Origin of the sequence: Streptomyces sp. WMMB 714 (assembly GCF_900090125.1) — a bacterium.
In the GTDB taxonomy this organism is placed as follows: domain Bacteria; phylum Actinomycetota; class Actinomycetes; order Streptomycetales; family Streptomycetaceae; genus Streptomyces; species Streptomyces daqingensis.
In genome coordinates this window covers 192,565-214,484 of record NZ_FMHJ01000006.1, presented here as the reverse complement: position 1 = coordinate 214,484, position 21,920 = coordinate 192,565, and the positions used below count along the sequence as shown (strand labels likewise).

General features: G+C 72.6%; 18 protein-coding genes. 12 read left to right on the top strand and 6 right to left on the bottom strand.

Annotation, left to right across the window (positions count from 1 at the left end):
• Positions 1-36: 36 nt before the first annotated feature.
• The 3 genes from H181DRAFT_RS12990 to H181DRAFT_RS12980 form a co-directional block, all read right to left on the bottom strand.
• On the bottom strand, positions 37-1,410 hold the full coding sequence (locus H181DRAFT_RS12990) for an MFS transporter (protein ID WP_045864539.1): 1,374 nt from the start codon (positions 1,408-1,410) through the stop codon (positions 37-39).
• 301 nt (positions 1,411-1,711) lie between these two features.
• A complete protein-coding gene (locus H181DRAFT_RS12985) occupies positions 1,712-2,938 on the bottom strand; it encodes an acetyl-CoA C-acetyltransferase (RefSeq protein ID WP_045864538.1) in 1,227 nt (408 codons plus the stop codon).
• 200 nt (positions 2,939-3,138) lie between these two features.
• Entirely contained in the window at positions 3,139-4,053 is a 915-nt protein-coding gene (locus H181DRAFT_RS12980) for a LysR family transcriptional regulator (protein ID WP_045864772.1), read from the bottom strand.
• 193 nt (positions 4,054-4,246) lie between these two features.
• Here H181DRAFT_RS12980 and H181DRAFT_RS12975 point away from each other — a divergent pair, with 193 nt between their 5' ends.
• The 6 genes from H181DRAFT_RS12975 (at position 4,247) to H181DRAFT_RS29910 (ending at position 10,684) form a co-directional block, all read left to right on the top strand.
• Positions 4,247-5,185, top strand: coding sequence for a CoA transferase subunit A (locus tag H181DRAFT_RS12975; RefSeq protein ID WP_045864537.1), 939 nt, complete (start codon positions 4,247-4,249; stop codon positions 5,183-5,185).
• Between the two features lie 56 nt (positions 5,186-5,241).
• Positions 5,242-6,006 (top strand): CoA-transferase subunit beta, encoded by a 765-nt coding sequence (locus tag H181DRAFT_RS12970; protein WP_045864536.1) that lies wholly within the window; start codon positions 5,242-5,244, stop codon positions 6,004-6,006.
• Positions 6,007-6,115: 109 nt separating this feature from the next.
• Complete coding sequence (locus H181DRAFT_RS12965; RefSeq protein ID WP_045864535.1) at positions 6,116-7,630, top strand: 3-hydroxyacyl-CoA dehydrogenase; 1,515 nt, start codon at positions 6,116-6,118, stop codon at positions 7,628-7,630.
• A 68-nt stretch (positions 7,631-7,698) separates the two neighbouring features.
• Positions 7,699-8,859, top strand: coding sequence for an acyl-CoA dehydrogenase family protein (locus H181DRAFT_RS12960; RefSeq protein WP_045864534.1), 1,161 nt, complete (start codon positions 7,699-7,701; stop codon positions 8,857-8,859).
• A gap of 80 nt (positions 8,860-8,939) precedes the next feature.
• The gene (locus H181DRAFT_RS12955; protein WP_045864533.1) at positions 8,940-9,746 is read left to right on the top strand and encodes an SAM-dependent methyltransferase; all 807 of its coding nucleotides are present in this window, start codon (positions 8,940-8,942) and stop codon (positions 9,744-9,746) included.
• Positions 9,747-10,177: 431 nt separating this feature from the next.
• Positions 10,178-10,684, top strand: coding sequence for a VanZ family protein (locus tag H181DRAFT_RS29910; protein WP_254666837.1), 507 nt, complete (start codon positions 10,178-10,180; stop codon positions 10,682-10,684).
• On the opposite strand, the gene H181DRAFT_RS12945 is transcribed toward H181DRAFT_RS29910, so the two are convergent.
• Positions 10,659-11,348 carry a DUF4230 domain-containing protein gene (locus H181DRAFT_RS12945; protein ID WP_045864532.1) on the bottom strand — a complete coding sequence of 230 codons (690 nt, stop codon included), beginning with the start codon at positions 11,346-11,348 and terminating at the stop codon, positions 10,659-10,661. The two genes, H181DRAFT_RS29910 and H181DRAFT_RS12945, sit on opposite strands and share 26 nt — an antisense overlap.
• A 123-nt stretch (positions 11,349-11,471) precedes the next feature.
• Positions 11,472-12,764 carry a D-arabinono-1,4-lactone oxidase gene (locus H181DRAFT_RS12940; protein ID WP_045864531.1) on the bottom strand — a complete coding sequence of 431 codons (1,293 nt, stop codon included), beginning with the start codon at positions 12,762-12,764 and terminating at the stop codon, positions 11,472-11,474.
• Positions 12,765-13,139: 375 nt separating this feature from the next.
• Between H181DRAFT_RS12940 and H181DRAFT_RS12935 the strand changes: the two genes are divergently transcribed.
• Positions 13,140-14,051 carry a helix-turn-helix domain-containing protein gene (locus H181DRAFT_RS12935; RefSeq protein ID WP_045864530.1) on the top strand — a complete coding sequence of 304 codons (912 nt, stop codon included), beginning with the start codon at positions 13,140-13,142 and terminating at the stop codon, positions 14,049-14,051.
• 57 nt (positions 14,052-14,108) lie between these two features.
• On the opposite strand, the gene H181DRAFT_RS12930 is transcribed toward H181DRAFT_RS12935, so the two are convergent.
• Positions 14,109-15,248, bottom strand: coding sequence for an MBL fold metallo-hydrolase (locus tag H181DRAFT_RS12930; protein ID WP_078895709.1), 1,140 nt, complete (start codon positions 15,246-15,248; stop codon positions 14,109-14,111).
• Positions 15,249-15,448: 200 nt separating this feature from the next.
• On the opposite strand from H181DRAFT_RS12930, the gene H181DRAFT_RS12925 reads away from it, so the two are divergent.
• The 5 genes from H181DRAFT_RS12925 (at position 15,449) to H181DRAFT_RS12905 (ending at position 21,757) form a co-directional block, all read left to right on the top strand.
• Positions 15,449-16,024 (top strand): TIGR03086 family metal-binding protein, encoded by a 576-nt coding sequence (locus H181DRAFT_RS12925; protein WP_045864769.1) that lies wholly within the window; start codon positions 15,449-15,451, stop codon positions 16,022-16,024.
• Positions 16,025-16,202: 178 nt separating this feature from the next.
• Positions 16,203-18,041 carry an MBL fold metallo-hydrolase gene (locus H181DRAFT_RS12920; RefSeq protein ID WP_045864529.1) on the top strand — a complete coding sequence of 613 codons (1,839 nt, stop codon included), beginning with the start codon at positions 16,203-16,205 and terminating at the stop codon, positions 18,039-18,041.
• Positions 18,038-20,008: an alpha-amylase family protein gene (locus tag H181DRAFT_RS12915; protein ID WP_045864528.1), complete on the top strand. Its 1,971-nt coding sequence runs from the start codon at positions 18,038-18,040 to the stop codon at positions 20,006-20,008. The genes H181DRAFT_RS12920 and H181DRAFT_RS12915 overlap by 4 nt, the downstream gene beginning before the upstream one ends.
• A 54-nt stretch (positions 20,009-20,062) precedes the next feature.
• On the top strand, positions 20,063-21,130 hold the full coding sequence (locus tag H181DRAFT_RS12910; protein WP_045864527.1) for a LacI family DNA-binding transcriptional regulator: 1,068 nt from the start codon (positions 20,063-20,065) through the stop codon (positions 21,128-21,130).
• Positions 21,131-21,199: 69 nt separating this feature from the next.
• A complete protein-coding gene (locus H181DRAFT_RS12905; protein WP_045864768.1) occupies positions 21,200-21,757 on the top strand; it encodes a GNAT family N-acetyltransferase in 558 nt (185 codons plus the stop codon).
• The last annotated feature ends 163 nt before the right edge of the window (positions 21,758-21,920 follow it).

Below are 21,920 nucleotides of genomic sequence, written 5' to 3'. Positions count from 1 at the left end.
ACGATCCGGCTGCCGGGCCCGCGTGCCGTCGGCGGACTACCCGGCCCTGACGGGCGCTGCCTCCTCGTCCGCGGCCTCCTCGTCCCCGGCCTCCGCGACCCCACCCGCGTCGCCCGGCGCGAGCCGGTCGTGGTTGGGCCTCTTGAGCAGCAGCAGCATGCAGCCCAGGGTGAGTGCCACCTGGAAGACGGCGTAGCAGATGACCGCCGCGATCGATCCCGTGCGGTTCAGCAGGAACTGCCCGATGACCGGTGTCGTACCGCCGAGCAGGGTGCCGCACAGCTGGTAGCACAGGGAGATGCCCGTGTAGCGGACGTGTGCCGGGAAGCGGCTCGCCAGGATCCCCGCGAGTGCGGCGTAGTAGAGGCAGTGCGGGACGGTGGCGACGGAGACGCCGAGCATCGCGAGGCCGTAGTTCTCGGTGCTGATCAGCACGAACATCAGCGGCATCAGCAGCAGTTCGGGCAGCAGCATCACACTCACGGCCCTGGACCAGTTCCGCATCCTCGTGGCGAGGACGGCCCCGAAGGGCTGGACGATGATCTGCGTGATGTTCGCGACGAGGATGATCGTCAGGAACGAACTCCGGTCGAAGTCGAGGCTGGACGTCGCCCAGGAGAGCGCGAACGTCGACTTGAAGTACGTGGCGGACAGTCCGATGGTGCAGGCGCCGATCCCCAGGGCGATGAGCCCGGGGTACGAGCGCAGCACCTCCGTCAGCGGCAGCTTCGCGACCTTCTTCTTCTCGATCAGCCGCGCCATCGCGGGCGATTCGGTGACCTTCAGGCGGAGGAAGAGCCCGACGACGACGAGAGCGGCGGAGGCCAGGAAGGGGATCCGCCAGGCCCAGCCGATGAAGTCGTCGTCGGGGAGCTGGCTGATGGCCAGGAACGAGACGGTGGCGAGGGTGTTGCCGACGGGGGAGCCCTGCTGCGCGAACGCGCCGTAGAGGATCGACTTGCCCTTGGGCGCGTGCTCGGAGGCGATGAGCACCGAGCCGCCCCATTCGCCGCCCAGGCCGATTCCCTGGATCATCCGGATGGCGACGAGGATGACGGGTGCCGCGACGCCGAGGGTGTCGTAGCCGGGGAGCACGCCGATCAGCGTGGTGGAGATCCCCATCATCAGCAGGGTGATGATCAGGGTCTTCTTGCGGCCCAGGCGGTCGCCGAAGTGCCCGAAGACGATGCCGCCCAGCGGGCGGGCGAGGAAGCCGACCCAGAACGTGGCGAAGGCGACGAGGGTGCCGACGGCGCCTTCGAGTTCGGGGAAGAAGACCTTGTCGAAGACCAGGGCCGAAGCGGTCCCGTAGATGTAGAAGTCGAACCACTCGATCGTCGAGCCGATGAAGGCTCCGATTCCCGCGCGGTTCGCGGTCTTCCTGTGCTCCTGCGCGAGGGGCGCACTCATGCGGCGGCTCCGGGTGTGCTGGACGTACGGGGAACGGGGCGCGGGTATCCGGGTGCGCTCGCGTTCCGGGGCCGGGGGACGGCGGGACGGCGGTAACGCTGCCAGCCGGTACCGAGACAGGTCCAATACCGAATCACTGGCACAGTGAGACGGTCCTGCTCTCAATGCGTCTCGCCGCTGCGGCGCGGGGCGGTGAGGGGCGGGGTACGCCACCCCGCGTGCGGGGCATGCCGAGGGGACCGCCCCCAGCGGTGAGCTGGGCGGACGGTCCCCTCGGTGTCCTCCGTGCGCGACGGCGGCGTCAGGCGGCGACGCGTTCGAAGACCGCGGCCAGGCCCTGCCCTCCGCCGATGCACATGGTCTCCAGGCCGTACCGGGCGTCGGCGCGGTGCATGTGGTGCGTCAGCGTGGTGAGGATGCGCGCCCCGGTCGCGCCGACGGGATGCCCGAGCGAGATGCCCGAGCCGCACACGTTGATCCGCTGCTCGTGGTCGGTCTCCGTCAGGCCCAACTCCCGCGTGCAGGCCAGGACCTGGGCGGCGAACGCCTCGTTCAGCTCGATGAGGTCCAGGTCCGCGAGCGAGAGCCCGGCCCTCTCCAGGGCGGCGTTCGTCGCGGCCACCGGCCCGATGCCCATCGTCTGCGCCGGAACGCCCGTACGCGCGAAGGAGACCAGGCGCACCAGCGGCGTGAGCCCGAGACGCTCCGCCGTCCCGGCGGTGGTGACCAGGCAGGCGGCAGCGGCGTCGTTCTGGCCGCTGGCGTTGCCGGCGGTCACCGTCGCCCCGGGGTCGCTCTTGCCCATCACCGGGCGCAGGCCCGCGAGTTGCTCGGCGGTGGTGTCGGGCCGCGGGTGCTCGTCCACCTCGACGACCGTGTCGCCCTTACGTCCCCGGACGGTGACCGGCACGATCTCCTCCGCGAACCAGCCCGCCTCCATCGCGCGTGCCGCCCGCCGCTGCGAACGCAGCGCGAGCGCGTCCTGCTCCTCGCGGCCGATGCCGTACTCGCGGCGCAGGTTCTCCGCCGTCTCGATCATGCCGCCCGGCACCGGGTGGTTCTCGCCGCCGGCGGTCACGCGGCCGCGTGCCAGGGAGTCGTGCAGTTGCAGGCCGGGGCCCTTGATGCCCCACCTGCCCTCGTGCGTGTAGTACGGAGCGGCGCTCATCACGTCCACGCCGCCCGCGACGACGACGTCGCTGAAGCCCGCCCGTATCTGCATCGCGGCGTCGAGGACCGCCTGAAGGCCGGAGCCGCAGCGCCGGTCGATCTGGATGCCCGTGACCGACTGGGGGAGTCCGGCGTCGAGCGCGGCGACCCTGCCGATCGCCGGCGCCTCGGAGCTGGGGTAGGCGTGGCCGAGGATCACCTCGTCGATCTGCTCGCCCCCGATGCCGCTGCGCGCGACGATCTCGGAGATGACGCGTGCGGCCAGCGCGGCGGGACGCAGGCCGGCGAGGGCCCCGCCGAAGCGTCCGATCGGGGTGCGCAGCGGCTGGCAGACGACGACATCGGACTGGGCTGACATGGGCGAGGTCCTCCCTGGCTGGCGGGTTGACTGGCGACTTGCTGGTTGCGGTTGAGGCGGTTGAGGCGGTTCGGCTATGCGCAGGGCCGGCCGGTCCGGGCCTTCCGGCCGGGCGGACGGCGTACGCCGCCGACGACCCTTCCATCCGGTACTGACCCGGTCCAATATCCGATCCGCCCGCGACTGAGACGTCCTGCCACCTAATCGTCCCCGCGCGGTTCGTCCCCCGGCGTGGGCAGAGCCTCGGTCGCGACGTCCAGAACGCTGTGCAGCGCCGCCGACGGGTTGTCCGCGCGCCACGCGATCGCCGCCTGGAGCACGACCGGCGTCCCGCTCAGCGGCCGGTAGACGAGGCCCGTCTGCTGGATGTGCATGCACGAGGTGAGGGTCAGCGTCACGCCGACCCCCATCGCCACCAGCGCCAGGATCGTGTACGAGTCCGGGGCCTCCTGCACGATCCGCGGGTGGTGGCCGGCCGCCTCGCACGTCTGGAGCGTCACGTCCCGCAGGCTGGAGCCCGTGCGCGCGGGAAAGCTGACGAACGGCTCGTCGGCGAGGTCCGCGACGGTGATGCTGCTCTGCCGCGCCAGCGGGTGGTCGGAGGGCAGCGCGCAGACGAGTTCCTCCTCGCCGATCACGCGGTGCTCCACGCCGTGCTGCGTGATCGGGAGACGTACGAAGCCCAGATCGAGGGTGCCGTCCGCGACGCCGGCGAGGGCGCGGTTGGCGTAGGTCTGGCCGCGCATGACGAGCTCGATGCCGGGGTGCGCGGCGCGCACGGCCCGCGTGAGCCGGGGCAGTGTCGCGTGGCTGGAGGCGCCGGCGAAACCGACGGTCACCCGCCCGTACTCGCCGCGGCCCGCGGCCTTGGCGACGCGCTGCGCGATGTCGAGGTCCTCCAGCACGGTGCGGACGGGCTTGAGGAATGCCTCCCCGGCGCTGGTGAGGCGTACGGAACGGGTGCTGCGCTCGAAGAGCTGCACCCCGAGCTCCTTCTCCAGCTGCCGGATCTGCTGGCTGAGCGGGGGCTGCGCCATCTGCAGGCGCCTGGCGGCGCGGCCGAAGTGCAGCTCTTCCGCGACGGCGATGAAGGAGGAGAGGTGGCGCAGTTCCACGGGGGTCCCGGAGTCAGTGGCGGCGAGCCGTCCGCCCGCCACCGGTTATCAGTTTTCCGTCTCAAACTGACCTTAATTCGGTATTGGACGCCAATCAATATGGGGTGGGAACGTAGTGCGAGCCGATGCCCGGGTCCGGGGCACGGACGCCCAGGGCCCGAAGGATGCACCGAGACGCCGTGGAGACGCCGCTATGAGCGCAGTGGACAAGACGATGACGATGCGGGAGGCCGTAGCCGCCCACGTGCACGACGGCGACACCGTCTCCCTCGAAGGCTTCACGCACCTGATACCCACCGCCGCCGGGCACGAGATCATCCGGCAGGGACGCCGCGATCTGACCGTGATCCGCATGACGGCCGACATCGTCGTGGACCAGATGCTCGCCGCCGGATGCGTCTCGAAGCTCGTCTCCTCCTTCGTCGGCAACTCCTCGGCGGGGTCGCTCGGAGAGCTGCGCCGACGAGTGGAGAGCGCACAGCCCGAGCCCCTGGAGTTCGAGGAGTACAGCCACTACGGCATGATCTGCCGCTACCTGGCAGGCGCGCAGCGGCTGCCGTTCTACCCGCTGCGCAGCTACGGCGGCAGCGACCTCCCCGAGGTGAACTCCTCGCTGCGCAAGGTGACTTCGCCCTACCCCGGTCCGGACGGCGAGACCGAGCAGATCTACGTCGTGCCGCCCGTCAACCCGGACGTGACGATCGTGCACGCCCAGCGCGCCGACCGCAGCGGCAACACCCAGATCTGGGGACTCACCGGAGTGCAGGCCGAGGCCGTCTACGCCGCGCGCAAGGCCGTCGTCGTCGTGGAGGAGGTCGTCGACGGCGAAGTCGTACGCTCCGACCCCAACCGCACGGTCGTCCCCGCGCACGCCGTGGACGCCGTTGTCGAGTGCCCGCGCGGCGCCCACCCCTCCTTCGCCCAGGGCTACTACGACCGCGACAACGCCTTCTACCGCTCGTGGTCCGCCATCAGCAAGGACAAGGAGCGGCTGACGGCCTGGCTCGCGGAGTGGGTGCACGGAACCCGCGACCACGCCGAATACGTGGACAAGCTCGGCGAGGAGTTCTGGGACGGGCTCGCCGTCGGCGAGGCGATGAGCCTGCCCGTCAACTACGGGCGGCGGCTGTGAGGCCGGCTCCCGCCGCTCAGCCGCCCGCCGCCCCGCGACCCGAAAGTGAGCCGCGCATGACTGCCGCCGCCAGCTCCTCCGAACTGCTCTCCGTCGTCGCCGCCCGCGAACTGGCCGCCAGGCGCACGGTCTTCGCCGGTATCGGCCTGCCCACGCTGGCCGCGTCGCTGGCCCATCTGACCGTCGCGCCGGAGCTGGAGATCGTCTACGAGTCGGGGGTGTGCGGGGCGCACCCCTCCCACCTGCCCGAGACGATCGCCGACGCCGTGCTCATCACCGGCGCCGAGGCGGTGCTGCCGATGCCCACCCTGTTCGGCTCCGTGCTGCAGGGCGGCCACATCGACGTGGGCTTCCTCGGAGCGGCGCAGATCGACAAGTGGGGCAACCTCAACTCCTCCGTCATCGGCGACTGGCACCATCCCAAGGCGCGGCTCCCCGGGTCGGGCGGCGCCAACGAGGTGATGGCCAACGCCCGCGAGGTGTTCGTCGTGATGCGCCGGCACGACCCGCGGTCCTTCACGGAGCGGCTCGACTTCTGCACCTCGCCCGGCCCGGACCGCGCGCTGGCCGACGGCATCCGTCCCCTGGGCGCCGGAGTGACGCGTGTCATCACCGAGTTGGGCATCCTGGCGCGTGAAGGCGCCGGCGAGGAGCTGCGGCTGGCCGCCGTGCACCCGGGTGTCAGCGCCGACGACGTGCGGGCCGCCACCGGCTGGGAGCTGGAGACCGCCGGCGACCTGACCGTCGTCGAGCCACCCACGGAGGCCGAACTCGCCCTGCTGCGCGAGGATGTCGACCCTGAGCGCGTCTACCTGCGCTGACGGTGAGGGGCCGGGACGTCGCTCCCGGCCGTCAGCGGTGGACGTCGCCGGAACGCGGAGTGAACGGTGCGGGCCCGGTCGGGCCCGCCGAGCCGAGGGTGGAGAAGAGATGCGCACGAGAATCGTCGGTACCGGAGTCATGGGACGCGGCATCGCGCAGCTGGCGGCGACGGCAGGTCACACGGTCGAACTCGCCGACGCACGGCCCGAGTCGGTGACGGAAGCCGTCGAGTTCGTGCGCGGCATGCTGGAACGGGCAGTGGAGAAGGGCCGGATGAGCCGGGCCGACGCCGACGCCGCGGCGGAGCGGCTCGTACCGCTGCCTTCTCCCTGCGCGGCCCCGGAGGGCGAGGGCAGCGCGCCGGAACTCGTCATCGAGGCGGTACGTGAGGACCTGGAGACCAAGGCCGCCCTCTTCACGGAGCTGGCGGCGGTGCTGCCCGAGCGGACAGTCCTCGCCACCAACACCTCCTCCCTCTCGGTGACCGAGATCGCGTCGCGTCTGCCCGATCCGAGCCGCCTGGCCGGTCTGCACTTCTTCAACCCGGTGCCGCTGATGAAGATCGCCGAGGTCGTGCCCGGCGCGTCGACCCGCGAGGACATCCCCGCCGCGCTCACCGCCTTCGTCGAGGGGTGCGGGCACCGGGCGGTCACTGTCGCCGACACACCCGGCTTCCTCGTGAACCACGCCGGGCGCGGTCTGGCCACCGAGGCGCTGGCGCTGCTGGAGGAGGCCGTCGCCGCCCCCGCCGACCTCGACGCCGTCGCCCGCGACGTGCTGGGCCTGCGCATGGGCCCCTTCGAGCTGATGGACCTCACGGGGCTCGACGTCACCGCCTCCGTCATCGACACCATCTGGCGGGGCTTCCGCCACTCCGACCGCCTCCGCCCGTCGTATCTGACCGCCAACCGCGTCACCGCCGGGCTGCACGGACGCAAGACCGGACGCGGCTTCTACCCGTACGGGCCCGACGCGCCCGCCGACGCCGCCGCACCGGCCGCCCCGCCGTCCGGGGGCGACGCCGCCCGGCCGGTGCGCGTGGTGGGGCAGAGCCCCGAGGCGCGGGAGCTGCAACGCGCGCTCGGCGCCGACGGCGACCGCCCCGCCGGGGACGGCGCGCTCAACCTCGTGGTCACCTGGGGCGGAACGGTGGCCGCGGCAGTCGCCGACCAGGGCCTTCCCGCAGCAGAGACCGTCGGCGTCGACCCGCTCTCGCTCGCCGCCTCCCGCCGCGTCCTCGCCGTGACCCCGGCGACCGCGCCGGACGCCGTACGGGACGCCGCCGCCGTCCTCGCCTCATCCGGCACGGCAGTGACCGTCGTACGCGACACGCCCGGTTCGGTCGCGCAGCGGCTGCTCGCGTCCATCGTCTCCGTGGCCGCGTCCATCGCGGAGCGCCACATCGCCGCCCCCGCCGACATCGACCTCGCGGTCACGGCCGGCCTGGGCTACCCGCACGGCCCGCTGGCCTGGGGTGAACGGATCGGCGCGAGCCGGATGCTCGGCCTGCAGCGCGCCCTGCACGCCTCGACCGGAGACCCGCGCTACCGGCCCACCCGCTGGGTCACCGAGCGCGCCCAGCTCGGCCTGCCCCTCACCGCGCCGGACGCCCCCCTCCCGTAAGCCGAACACGCCCCGCGGTGCGGGCCTTCGCAGGGGCTCGACCGCGCGACCGACCAGGAGAGCAGCCCATGAGTTCACGCGATTTCGGACTCACCGAGACGCAGCGCGACATCCGCGCGATGGCGGCCGGTTTCGCGGACGCGGAGATCGCGCCGCACGCCCGCGAGTGGGACCGCGCGGAACAGGTCGACCCCGCCGTCGCGAAGCGCCTCGGCGACCTGGGCTTCCTGGGGCTGACCGTTCCCGAGAGGTACGGGGGAGTGGAGTGCGACCTCCTCTCCTACGTGCTGGCCACCGAGGAGCTCGGACGCGGCGACTCGGCGGTCAGGGGCATCGTCTCCGTCTCCCTCGGCCTGGTGACCAAGACCATCGTCGCGCACGGGACCGACGCCCAACGCGAGGAGTGGGTACCGCGGTTGACCAGCGGGGAGGCGCTGGGCTGCTTCGCGCTGACCGAGCCCGGCACCGGCTCCGACGCCGGGTCCCTGACGACGCGGGCCCGGCGCGACGGCGACGACTGGATCATCGACGGCGGCAAGATGTTCATCACGAACGGCACTGTCGCGAAGGTCGCGCTCACCTTCGCCCGCACGAGCGAGTCCGGCGTCACGGCCTTCCTGGTGCCCACCGACAGCCCCGGTCTGACCGCCACCGAGATCAAGGGCAAGCTGGGCCTGCGGGGCCAGGCCACCGCGGAACTCGCCTTCGACGGCGTACGGGTGCCGGACTCGGCACGTCTGGGCGAGCGGGACCGGGGGCTGGGCATCGCGCTCGGTGCGCTCTCGCGGGGGCGCATCTCCGTGGCCGCGGGCGCGGTGGGGGTGGCGCAGGCGGCACTGGACGCGGCCCTGGGGTACGCGGGGGAGCGTGAGCAGTTCGGCAGGCCGATCGCGTCCTTCCAGCTGGTCCAGGAGCTGCTGGCCGACTCCGAGGTGGACATCCGTGCGTCCCGGCTGCTCACCCACCAGGTGGCCAGGATGGCCGACGCGGGCGCCACGCCGAAGGAGTACGCCACGGACGCCTCCGTCGCCAAGTACCACGCGAGCGAGACCGCCGTACGCGTCAGCAACAACTGCCTTCAGACCTTCGGCGGTTACGGCTTCATCGACGAGTACCCCGTGGGCAAGTACCTGCGGGACGCGCGGGTGCTCACCCTTTACGAGGGCACGAGCCAGGTGCAGAAGCTGATCATCGGGCACGCCCTGACGGGTGTCGACGCGATGACATGACGGCTGGCCGGTTCTGGGCTGTCGGTGCCCGGTCCGGTGAGACAGTGTGTCGCCACAGACCGTGAGCCTGGGAGAGAACAGTGACCGCGAGAGACGACATCGACAGCAGCAGACCGCATCCGGCTCGCGTCTACGACTACTGGCTGGACGGCGACAACCACTACGAGGCCGACGCCGCGGCTGCCGAGCAGGTCGTCCGGGTGTGGCCCGGCGTGGTCCTCGGCGCCCAGCTCAACCGGGCGTTCATGCACAGGGCGACGCGCTGGCTCGTCCGTGAGGCGGGGGTGCGGCAGTTCCTGGACATCGGTGCGGGCATCCCCACCGAACCGAACCTGCACCAGGTCGCGCAGGCGATCGCGCCGGAGACCCGCGTCCTCTACGCCGACAACGACCCGATAGTCCTGCACCATGCGCAGGGACTGCTCAGCGGCACGCCCGAAGGCCGTACGGCGTACGTGCACGCCGACTTCACCGACCCGGACGGCATCCTCAACTCGCCCGAGCTGCGCGAGACCCTCGACCTCCAGCAGCCCGTCGCGCTCTCCCTCATCGCGCTCCTGCACTTCATCACGGACGAGCGCGGCGCGTACGAGATCGTCGGCAAGCTCATGAACGCGCTGCCCTCGGGGAGTTACCTCGTCGTCTCGCACGCCACGGCCGACTTCGACCCGGACCTGCTGACGCGGGTCGCCGAGGCGTACCAGTCGTCCGTGGCGGAGGGGCAGATCCGGTCCAGTTCCGAGGTGAGCCGCTTCTTCGACGGACTCGAACTCCTCGATCCCGGAGTCGTCGTCGCCCACCGCTGGCGGCCCGAGGGCGGCGAGCCCCAACCGGACATCACCGACGCGGAGTTCCCCGTCTACGGCGGTGTCGCGCGCAAGCCCTGACGGGCGGGCGCGCCCGGGCCGCACGCCGCAGCCGGCGCATGCTTGGACACACCGGGGGTAACTGCTGGCCAGACAGTGCCCGGGTGCTCTGGAGGTGCTTGCGCGTGCGCATGTTCGGCAACGAGGCGAACACGAAGACGACCACGGCGACGAAGGGGAAGAGCGGGCAGGGAACCGCGAAGCAGTCGAAGTCGGCGAAATCAGCCGCAACGGGGAAGGCGGCGCAACCGGCGAAGACGGGAGCGGCGAAGCCCGCCAAGGGCGGGAAAGCAGCTGCCAAGGGCGGGAAAGCAGCTGCCACGGGCGGGAAAGCAGCTGCCACGGGCGGGAAAGCAGCCGCCAAGGGCGGTGCGGGCGGCTCCGCCAAGCGCCCGGCCCGTACCGGCAAGAGCCGCAAGGGGGGTTCGGCGGGCGCCCGTCAGGCCGACGCGCTGACCCGCAAGCAGCTGCCCCTGGCGGCCCGCATCGTGATCCTCGTCGTGGCGTTCGCCGCGATGGTGGGCTTCGCGGTGGTCCTCTCCAAGCTGACGCTGGGGCCCTCCGCCGCATCGGAGTCCCTCACGCACAGCAACCTGCGGCCCGGCGACTCCATCCGCGACTACCTCTCGCAGCCCCAGATGCGCGACACGCTCAAGCAGTTGGGCGGCAACGTGGTGCTCGGCATGCCCTTCGGCGCGCTGCTGCCCGCGCTGGTGCCCCGCACCCGTGGCCTGCTGCGGGTGATGACGGCGACGGCCGTGGTCATGCTGCTCGTCGAGCTGGTGCAGGGGGCGCTGGTCACGGGCCGCGCCTTCGACATCGACGACGTCATCCTCAACACCACGGGCGCCATGCTGGGTTACCTGATCATCGGGCGGCGGCTGGGCCTGGCCGTGCACCCGCGCCGCCGCCACTGGTGGCACCGCTTCCGCGTCAGCTCTTCCCGCCGCCGTCGGTGAAGCGCACCGTCACCTTCTCGTAGCCGAGTGAACGCAGCAGCTCGCGCAGCATGTTCCTGGTGTTCTTCTCCGCCCGGTCCTCCAGGTCGCTCTGCCGGGCCGCGTCCCCGATGTGCCGGACGGCGAGCTTGTGCACCTCGCGCTCGTCGCCCGGGTTGTCGGAGAAGACGTCCCCGAGCCGGTCGAGGATGCCGCGCTCCTTCGTCACCGCGTAGGAGCGGTCGGCGTCCAGGGCGGGCTTCTCCAGCGCGGCGGGCGGCAGCGTCACCGACGCCGACTTGCGGTCCTTGCCGACCTTCACGGCGTCCTCGCCCACATCGCCGAGGTCCACGTACGCGCCGACGCTTCCCTTCCCGACGAAGAGCGTGCGGTTGCCCCGCACCGCGTCCGGCAGGAACTCGGCGTCCTTGTCCAGGTCGACGACGACCTGGAAGCTGCCCGAGGCCGCCTCGTAACGGCTCATGTCCTGGATGGACTTCAGCAGCACGGGCCCGGTGCGGTCCTTGGTCTCCGTGCCGAAGGGGTTGCTCAGCTGCGGCAGGACGTTGAGCGTCCGCGCGAGCAGCAGCAGGAGCAGCAGCACGGCCAGCGTGGCGGGAAGGGCGACCCACCAGGGCGGACGCTTGCGGGCGTTGACGACGACGGCGGACTGCTTCGAAGACATTCTTCCCGTCCCCTCGGATGCATCGGCGGACTGCACGACACAGCTCCGGGTTCCCCGGCAGGCGCCGTCCAAGGGCGGCGGGAAGGCGGGCCGGCCCCGGCCGGGCTCCTCGTCCGCCGCGTCTCAGCCGCTGTACGCCGGGGCGAAGACCTCGTCGACGAAGGGGTTGCGGAACTTGCCGTGCGGGTCCCGCTCGGACAGCAACTGCCGGAACGCGCCTGCCTGTTCGTACAGGCCCGCGATCTCCTCGTGCGGCAGGGCGGTGAGCTTCCCCCAGTGGGGGCGGGCGCCGAGGGGCAGCAGCCGCTCCTCGACGGCCTCGATGACGGGCAGCACGGCGTCGGCGTCCTTGACCCAGGTGAAGTGGAAGGCGACGCAGTCCTGCCGGTGGGCGGGGCTCAGCCACAGGTCGTCCGCCGCGACGGTGCGGACCTCGGAGATCTGGAGCACGGGCGCGACGCGGCCGCCGAGTTCCCGCAGCGCGGCGAGCGCAGCGGGCGCGGCCGAGCGGGGCAGCAGCAGCTCCGACTGGAGTTCCTCACCGTTGCTCGGGGTGAAGTCGGGCCTGAAGTGCGGCAGCCGCTCGTGCCACGGCCCGGGGACGCCCAACTGCTCGGTGCAGTGCGTGGGTTCGATACCCGGAATCGGATGGTGGGCGCAGTCCGCGGGGGTCGTGCCCTCCCAGCCGGAGCGGCGCGTACCGGCGTCCCGTTCCGTGACGCGGCGCTTGACCCACACTCGCGCCAGGCCGTCGGCGTAGCCGGTGAACGCGCTGACGCTGTAGGCGCATCCGAAGATCTCGTCGAAGTCCGAGGCGAGCCGCGCTAGCGGAACGCCCGTGAAGACGTGCTGGGAGACCTCGAAGGAGGGCTCCACCGACAGGGTCAGCCGGGTGACGATGCCGAGGGCGCCGAGGGAGACGACCATGCCGGGGAAGGTCTCCGGGTCGCTGCCGCGGCGGACCTCGACCAACTCGCCTCCCGGGCCGACGTACTCCAGCGCTGTCACCGCCGCGGCGAGGCACTTCTCGGAGTCACCCGATCCGTGCGTCGCGGTCGCGCAGCAGCCGGCGACCGAAATGTGCGGCAGGGACGCGAGGTTGGCCAGAGCGAGTCCCGCCTCGTGCAGCACGCCGGCCACCTCGCCGTACCGCATTCCGGCGCCCACGGTGACCGTGCGCCCCTCTCCGGCCGTGGTCCCGGGCTCCACGAGAGGGGGGAGTCCGTCGAGCCGCACCAGGTCGCCGTCGGTGTCGGCGATCCGGTTGAAGGAGTGGCCGCTGCCCAGCGCCCGTATCCGGTCCGCCGAGGCGACGATGTCCCGCAACTCCTCGACGGAGGAGGGACGGTGGGTGCGGCGGGCGTGGAAGACGGTGTTGCCCGCCCAGTTCTTCGCCGGTGCGCCGGAGGTGGTCATGGGCGCTCCTGAGAGGTGGAGGCTTGCGGTGCCTGCGGGAACGTGGGGATCAGGACCTTCGGGGGGACGCGTACGAGCCTAATATGCGCCTGGAAACCCGCAGGTTGCGCCACCCTCCGTTGTGAGGGAGTATTTTCGGCCCCTGGCATTGGCCGATTGGCGCCACAGGCCGTACATTCCGTCCCTTGTGCAACTTGCGCAACAGTCCCGGCCCGATGGTCATGGTGGCGGAGACTGGACAGGGGCATGTGCGGGAATGAGGACGAGCAGTGTCGTGGCATTTCGCGCCTCGCTGCGGGCGAGGCGGGGTGGACCTGAGCGGAGACGTATTCACTGTGGCGAGACCGACCCGGTCACTGCACGGGGAGCTTCATCATGCGCATCACTGAGGTGTCGGGCGGGCCGCCCGACCGCAGAATCCCGGACCGTCCCAGCGGACCCGCAGTGCCCAGGCTCGTGCTGGGCGAGCGGTTGCGAAAGCTGCGCGAGGCGCAGTACATCTCCAGGCGCGAGGCGGGGGACGCCATACGCGTCTCCGACGAGAACATCGCCCAACTCGAGGGCGGCCACAGGGGGTTCACGGAGCGGGACGTCGCCGACCTGCTCACCATCTACGGCGTCTCCGACGAGGCGGAACGCGCCACCATGCAGGTTCTGGCCGCGCAGAGCAACCAGCCCGGCTGGTGGAACGCCTACAGCGACGCGGTGCCCGACTGGTTCCGCACGTACCTGGGGCTGGAACAGGCCGCCGACGTCATCCGCACCTACGAGGTGCAGTTCGTCCCCGGGCTGCTCCAGACCCCGCAGTACGCCCGCGCGGTGATCGCTCTCGGCCACCCCGGCGCTCCCGGCGCGCGGATCAGCCGCCGCGTCGAACTGCGCATGCAGCGGCAGCGCGTGCTGCACAGCAAGCAGCCGCCGCACCTGTGGGCCGTGATCGACGAGGCGGCGCTGCGGCGGCCCGTCGGGGGCCCCGAGACGATGCGCGGCCAGATCCAGCACCTCGTCGCGATGTGCGATCTCCCGCACGTCACCGTGCACTTGATGCCGTTCGAAGCCGGCGGTCACGCCGCCGCCGGAGGCCCGGTCACGCTCATCCGGATGCCCGAGCGCGAGCTGCCAGACCTGATCTACCTGGAGCAGCTGATCGGCGCCACCTACCCCGCCGAGCGGGAGGAGGTCGACCACTACCGGCACGTCGTCGACCGTCTCGTGACGGACGCCGCGCCGGCGCGGCAGACGCGCTCCCTCCTGCTCGGCATGCTCGAGGAGATGCAGTACTCCTGACCCGCTCCGGCGGTACGCCGGAACCGCCGCGGCGGCGACGTTCCCGGCGTCCGGCCGTCAGGCCCTGTCCAGCTTCAGGGGCCCCGGCGCGGCCTCGGGCGGGGTGTCCGCCTCAGGCGGCCGCGTGCCCGGCTCGCGCCACCAGGGGTGGCCGGGGAGGTCCTCCGCGGACGGCTCGAAGGAGCCGCCCGGAACCGGGACCGCCGCCCGTACGCCTGCCTCCTTCGCGGCCGTGAGGGTGCGCTCGCCCGGCTCCGCCCACGGATGCGGCGCGAGGTTGAAGGTCCCCCAGTGGATCGGCAGGAGCGCCCCCGAGGTGCCCGTGAGATCCAGATGCGCCCGCAGGCCCTCCTCCGGCGTCATGTGGATGTCCGGCCAGAACTCGCTGTAGGCGCCGATCTGGATCATCGTCGCGTCGAACGGTCCGTGCTGCGCGCCGATTTCGGCGAAGCCGGGGAAGTACCCCGTGTCGCCGCTGTGGAAGACCCGGTGCTCGGGGCCTGCCACCACCCAGGAGGCCCACAGGGTGCGCTGCTTGTTGCGCAGGCCGCGGCCGCAGAAGTGGCGTGCGGGCGTCGCCGTGAGGCGCAGACCCGCGACCTCGGCCGTCTCGTGCCAGTCCAGCTCGCTGAAGCGCGCCGGCTCGACGCCCCACCGCTCCAGATGCGCGCCGACCCCAAGGGGCACCGCGAAGTGCGCGTCGCTCGCGGCCAGTTCGCGGATGGTGGGCATGTCGAGGTGGTCGTAGTGGTCGTGCGAGACGACCACCGCGTCGAGCCTGCCCAGCGCCTCCAGCGGGACGGGAGCCGGATGCAGCCGTCGCGGCCCGGCGAAGGAGAAGGGCGAGCAGCGCATGCCCCACACCGGGTCGAACAGCACGCGCCTGCCGTCCACTTCGGCCAGCACCGTGGAGTGCCCCAGCCAGGTCAGGCGCAGCCCGGACGCTGGCGGCGAGCCGAGATCGGGGCGCGCCAGCGGGACGGCACCGGCGGGCTTGCGGCCCTCGCTGCGCAGCAGGGCGCGCATCAGGGCGCTCCGGCCGTGGGTGGGCCGGGGGCGGATCGAGGCCGCCACCGGATTGCGGAACTGGCCGGCCTCCTTGTCGTAGTGCGGCGAGCGCTCGATGCGTGCGAGCCTTTCGCCCGCCGGCTCGGCGCCGAAGGCCAGGGGTCTCAATCCTCTGAGAAGGCCGCTCATGCGAAATCTCCCGTTCTTCGTCAGCCGATGTCACCACAACGCACCCTGACCGGCTGTTGTTCCGCCCGGTCCCGCGATGACTTCCCCGCGCCCCGGCAGTCCCTACAGGTGGGCGGACGGCCGCGGAGGACCGGAACCGGCCGCCGCCGCCCGTGGAAGGACCGAGGACCCAGAAGGACGAGGTGTATGCAGTGACGACCATGATCGATCTCGAACCGCAGGCCCGCCACGTGAGGGCTCTGCTGGACGGAGTCTCGGACGGGCAGCTCGGCCTCCCGACACCGTGCGAGTCCTACGCGGTGGCCGACCTGCTGGTCCACATGCTGGGCCTGACCGCGGCCTTCCGGGACGCCGCGCGCAAGGAGCCGGGCCCCGCGACCGGCACGCCCCCGCAGGAAGGCACCCCGCGGCTGCCCGCCGACTGGCGCAACCGGCTCGCACGGCAGCTGGACGAGCTCGCCGCCGCGTGGCGCAGCGAGGACGCGTGGGAGGGGGAGACGCAGGCAGGGGGCATCACGCTGCCCGGCGCCGTCGCGGGGACGGTCGCCCTGAACGAACTGGTGCTGCACGGCTGGGACTTGGCGCGGGCGACGGGGCAGCCCTACTCCGGCGACCCCGGCAGCCTGCGGGTCTCGGTGGAGATGCTCTCGGACCCGGCCGCGCTGGAGCAGCGCGACTCGATCTTCGGCCCCGTCGTGGAGGTTCCGCCGGACGCGCCGCTGCTCGACCGTGCGGTGGGCCTGGGCGGCCGGCGGCCCGACTGGACCCCCGCGTGATCTGACCGGCGCCCCGGCCGTACCGGCGCCCGGGGGCCCGGCCGACCGGCCGGACCCGGAGCCCGGCCGTCGGTCCCCGGCCTCCGCGCCGGGCCTGTTGACGCTGTTTCGCGGCGGGTGGCATCGTTCCCACATGGGATCGATGCCATGACGACGCAGGCCCGGAAGGGGACACCCGGTGCGCATCTGTGACGACGTCTTCCTGCACGCCGACACCTGCCACGTCTACGTCCTGAGGGACCCCGGGCGCAGAGCCGCCGTCCTCGTCGACTTCGGCAGCGGCGACGTTCTCGACCACCTGGAGGAGTACGGCGTCGACGAGGTCACCGACGTGCTGGTGACCCACCACCACCGCGACCAGGTCCAGGGTCTCGCCCGTGCCGCGGCCGCGGGGGCCCGGATCTGGGTGCCGCCGGTCGAGCACGACCTGATCGCCCGCGTCGACGAGCACTGGCGCACCCGTCCCCTCGACAACGACTACGACGTGCGCCAGGACCGCTACTCGCTGCTGGAGCAGGTGCCCGTGGCCGGCACCGTCGAGGAGTACCGCACACGCCGCTACGGCGCGTACGACGTCTACACGCACCCTCTCCCCGGCCACACCGTGGGCTCCGTCGGCTATTTCGCCGACGTCTCGGGGCGCCGCCTCGCCTTCACCGGCGACCTCGTGCACGGCGAAGGCCGCGTGTGGTCGCTCGCCGCCACCCAGTGGGCCTACACCGGATTCCACGAGACGGCCGGTATGGAGGGCGTCGCCGCGACCGTCCTGTCCTGCATGCAGGTCCTCGACCGCGGCCCCGACCTGCTGCTTCCCTCGCACGGGGAGATCGTCACCGACCCGCCGGCCGCGGTCGCGCGCGTACGCTCCGCCCTCCAGGAGCTGCTGGACATGCGCCGCCGCACGCCGTGGGAGCCCGAGGAGAAGCTCTACCGGCCGTGGCGCGAGATCACTCCGCACCTGCTGCGCAACACCACCAGCATGGCCAACACCTACGCCCTGCTCTCCGACCACGGCACGGCGCTGCTCCTCGACTTCGGCTACGACCTGTCCACCGGCCTGCCCGGCGGACACGACCGCTCCTCCCGCAGGCCGCTGCTCGCCTCCGTCGAGGCGCTGCGCCGCGAGCACGGCGTGGACCGCGTCGAGGTGGCCCTGCCCACCCACTACCACGACGATCACGTGGCGGGGTTCAACCTGCTGCGCGAGGTGTACGGCACCGAGGTGTGGTCGCCCTCCCACATCGCACCGGTGCTGCACTCGCCCGAACGCTGGGACCTGCCGTGCCTGTGGTACGACCCGATCCCCGTCGACCGGGAGCTGCCGGCCGGAGAACCGGTGCGGTGGCGCGAGTACGAGATCGGGGTCCACGAACTTCCGGGCCACACGCTCTACGCCGCCGCCTACTCCTTCACCGTGGACGGCCGGGCCGTCATGGCCACCGGGGACCAGCAGGACACCGCGTGGGAACCGGGCATCACCCCGGAGCTGCTCAACTACCAGTACCGCAACCGATTCCGCGTCGACGACTTCACCGCGAGCGCCGAGCTGTACCGGGCGGTGCGGCCGGAGTTGATGATCAGCGGGCACTGGCAGCCCTTCGACGTCACGGACGCCTACCTGGACATGCTCCTGGAGGAGGGCCGGAGGCTGGCCCGGCTCCACCGCGAACTGCTGCCGCGCGAGGTGGACTTCGGCGCCGAGGGCTTCGCCGCGCGCATCGACCCGTACCGCAGCGCCGTCCGCCCGGGCGGACGGCTGCGGATCGAGGCGGCCGTCCTCAACCCGTTCCCGTCGCGGGAGACGGCCGAGGTCACCCTGTGCGCGCCGCGGGGCTGGATCGCCGAACCCGCCCTGCGGCGCGTGGACATCGCCGGGCACGGTGAGGGGACCGCGGCGTTCGAGCTGCATGTGCCGCCCGGCACGGCCCCGGCCGAACGGCTGCGCCTGGCCGTCGACGTGACGGTGGGCCGGATGCGGTTCGGGCAGCAGGCCGAGGCGCTGGTGAGCGTCCGATGAGCGATCCGACGAGCGATCCGACGAGCGACACCGGGGCGGCAGCGGCGGGAGCACCGGAGGCCCGCCGGACGCCGGACGGCGCGATCGAAGTCACCGCGGCGCGCTACCGGATGACGGTCGGCGCCGACGGGCTCACCGCGGTACTGCGCCACCATGAATCCGGCTCCGGCGGTGCCCGCCCCGATACGCCGCACGGCGCCGTCCACCATCCCGTGCTGCTCCAGCTTCCCGGCGCCCTGGACCGCTCGGAAGTCCCCGACGAGACGCTCTCGGTCTCGGTGCCACGACTGGGCACCGGCCCCGAGGGCCGTCCCCTCGTGACCGTCGAGCGCCGCAGCACCGCGTGGGAGCAGGCCCGTACGCGCATCGAGTGCACGCCCGAGGGGCCGCAGTTCCACTGGGAGGCCGCCGGCAGCGGTGCGTTGACGGCCGTCCTGCCGTTCGCGGCGCGCGCCGCCCTCGGCGGAAGGGGCGGCGGGCTGCGCCCCAGCGGCCACGCCTGGCGGACGCTCTTCACGCCCAACCCCGGGCCCCCGCGCAGGCTTTCCCGCGGCGCGGGGGAGAGTGCCGTCATCGGCGCTTCGGGGGACGCCCGTCCGGGCCGCGGGCACTGGTTCTTCACGCCCGCGCCCCTGTGCCTCGCACTCACCCAGGACGGGCTGCCGGACGGCGCCGACCCCGCAGCCGGGCACGCGCAGCACGGCTGGTGGACGCTCGGAGCGGGCGCGCCCGTACGCGAGATGAGCTTCGCCGAGATGGCGTACGTGCCGTCCGAAGGCGGCTTCCACCTGCGGCTGGACTACGAGGGCCACACCCGTGTGGAGGGCTCCTTCACCACTCCGGCGCTGCTCGTCTCGCCCGGCCACCCGGACCCGTACGAGGGGCTGCGGGCACACCGCCGCTGGCTCACGGCACGCGGCTGGAGCGCCGGAGAGGGTGTGTCCGGTCGGCCAGATCAGCCTGGCCGACCTGGCCGGTCGGGCCCGTCCGACGCTCACCCCTCCCGGCCCGGCTGGTGGTCCGAGCCGATGTTCTGCGGCTGGGGCGCGCAGAGCGCCGACGCGGCCGGGACGGCGGCCTCCGCGCCGGAGCTGAGCACCGCCGCGAACTACGACGCCTACCTCGCCCGTCTCGCGGAGTACGGACTCAGGCCGGGCACGGTCGTCATCGACGACAAGTGGCAGCGCGCCTACGGCAGTTGGGAACCGGACACCGTCAAGTGGCCCGATCTGCGGGGCTGGATCGACGAGCGTCACGCCGACGGCCGGAAGGTGCTGCTGTGGTGGCGTGCCTGGGCCACCGAGGGCGTGCCGGACGAGATGTGCGTGCGGACCCCGGACGGAAGGCCCGTGGCCCTCGACCCCGACCACCCCGGAGCGCAGGCCCTGCTGGCGGACAACATCGCCCGCATGCTCGGCCCGAAAGGTCTCGACGCGGACGGCCTGAAGATCGACTTCACCGCCGACACCCCGTCGGGCGCCTGCCTCACCTCGCACGGCCCCCACTGGGGAATCGCCCTCCTGCACCGGCAGTTGGCGATCATTCACGCCGCGGCCAAGGAAGCGAAGCCGGACGCCCTGGTCATCACCCACACGCCCCATCCGGCGTTCGCGGACGTGACCGATATGATCCGGCTGAACGACATGCTGCGCCTCGACGACCCGGATCCGTACGCCCCCGTCGTGCCCCAGATGCGTCAACGAGCCGCCGTCGCAAGGGCGTCCTGCCCCGGGCTGCTGCTCGACACCGACGACTGGTGCGCACCGGACCGCGAGCAGTGGCGGGAATACTGCGCCGTGAAGCACGAGCTGGGAGTTCCGGCCCTGTACGTGGCGACGCACCTGGACCGTACGGGCGAGCCCCTGGAGGAGGCCGACTACGCGGCGGTGGGCGCGTCCTGGGCCCGCTGGCGGGAGGCGTGCGGGGGCGGCGACCTCCCGGGAGGCCGGGGCGGCCCGCGCGGCTGACCGGCCGGACGCCCGCCACGGAGCGGCGCACGACGCCTGACGAGAGAAGAGCACATGGCCAAGCAGGGGGCCGCCGGGAGCGGCGGCGGTGCGTCCAGGGGCAGGCGTGCCCGCGTCACGCTGCACGAGGTCGCCCAGGAGGCGGGCACGTCGCGTTCGACGGCTTCGCGCGCGCTCGGCGGCCACGGCTACGTGGCCGGCCACATCAAGGAGCGCGTGCGCCAGGCCGCCGACCGGCTCGGATACGTGCCGGACGTCTCCGCCCGCACGCTCAAGGGCCGCTCCAGCAAGGTGATCGGGCTGCTCGTCTCCGACCTGCGCAACCAGTTCTACGCACAGCTCGCCGCCGGCGTGGAGCAGACCCTCTCCGACGCCGGCTACCAGGTCGTCCTCGTCGACGACCACGGCAGCGAGGAGCGGGCGGCCGACGGGGCGCGGGCGTTCGTGGCGATGCGCGCGGACGGGGTGCTCCTGGCGCCGGTGGGGCGTACGGCGACCGAACTCCTCGCCGAGCACGGGACTCCCGTCGTCGAGGTCGACCGGCGCTCCGGTGTGCGCGGCTGCGACGCCGTGGCGATCGACAGCGGGAGCGGCGCACGCGACGCCGTCGAGCACCTGCTCGGCCTGGGCCACCGGGAGATCGCCGTGGTCGTCGACGAGACGGAGTGGGCGACGGGCAAGGACCGGGTGAAGGGCTACCGCGCGGCGCTGCGGCACGCGGGCGTCCCGTACGCGCGCCGCCGGGTGCTGGACCTGGGGCTGCGCGGCCGGGACAGCGCTGCGGGGGGTGCGCTGCCCGCGCTGCTGGACGCCAACCCCGGGACGACAGCGGTCTTCGCCGCCAACAACGTCGTCGCAGAACTCGTCTGGCAGGAACTGAGCCGGCGGGGCCTGACGGTGCCGGGCGACTGCTCGGTGGTCTCCTTCGACGACGAGACGTGGATGCGGATGGTCGAGCCCCAGCTGACCGCGGTACGCCAGCCCGTCTTCGAGATGGGCAGCAGGGCGGCGGCGCTGCTGCTGGACCGCCTGCGGCGGGGCAGTGGCAGGGCCGAGACGCTGATCCTCCAGCCGGAACTCGTCGTACGGGGGTCGACGTCCCGGCCCGCAGGGCGCGGTTGACGCCCCGCCACGGCCCGTCCGGACCGAAATTGCGTGGCGCTCCCGCAGGGCCCGCGCCAGCATCTGTGCATGGAGCAGCCACCTGAGAGCGGGATTTCCGGACAGGTAGAACTGCGTCGCCTCCGCGTGGACGACGCCGCCGTCCTGTACGCGGTCGTCGACGATGCGCGCGAGCATCTCGCGCCCTGGATGCCGTGGGCCTCCGGGCAGGACCTGGCGGGAACGGCCGCCTTCCTGGCCGCGAGCGAGGAGAGCTGGCGGAGCGGCGAGGCGTACGAGTACGCCATCCTCCGCGACGGTGAACTGGCCGGCAGCTGCGGGCTGATGCGCCGCATCGGTCCCGGCGGACTGGACATCGGCTACTGGCTCCACCCCGCCTGGACGGGACGCGGCCTGGCCACGACGTCCGCGGCGGCCCTCGTCCGCTGGGCGTTCGAACTGCCCGGCATCGACCGTGTGGAGATCCACCACGACGCCGCGAACACCGCCAGCGCGGCCGTCCCGCGCCGTCTGGGCTTCACCGAGGCGGGACGGGCGCCGGTCCAGGGAGGGCCGACGGCCCCCGCCGAGACGGGAATCGACGTGACCTGGCGGCTTCTCGCCGGCGGGAGCGGCGACCGAGGCTGAGCGCGGGGGTCACTGGGGGCGGCCGTCCGGCCGCCCCCGACGTGTGTGCGGGCGGGCACGTCCCGCGCCGGGAAGCGGCCGCGAGGGCCGGGCCGGGGAGCCGGTCAAGGGAGTGCGTCCGATGCATTGACGCCTCCACCCCGTGTGGTTACGTTCTCACATG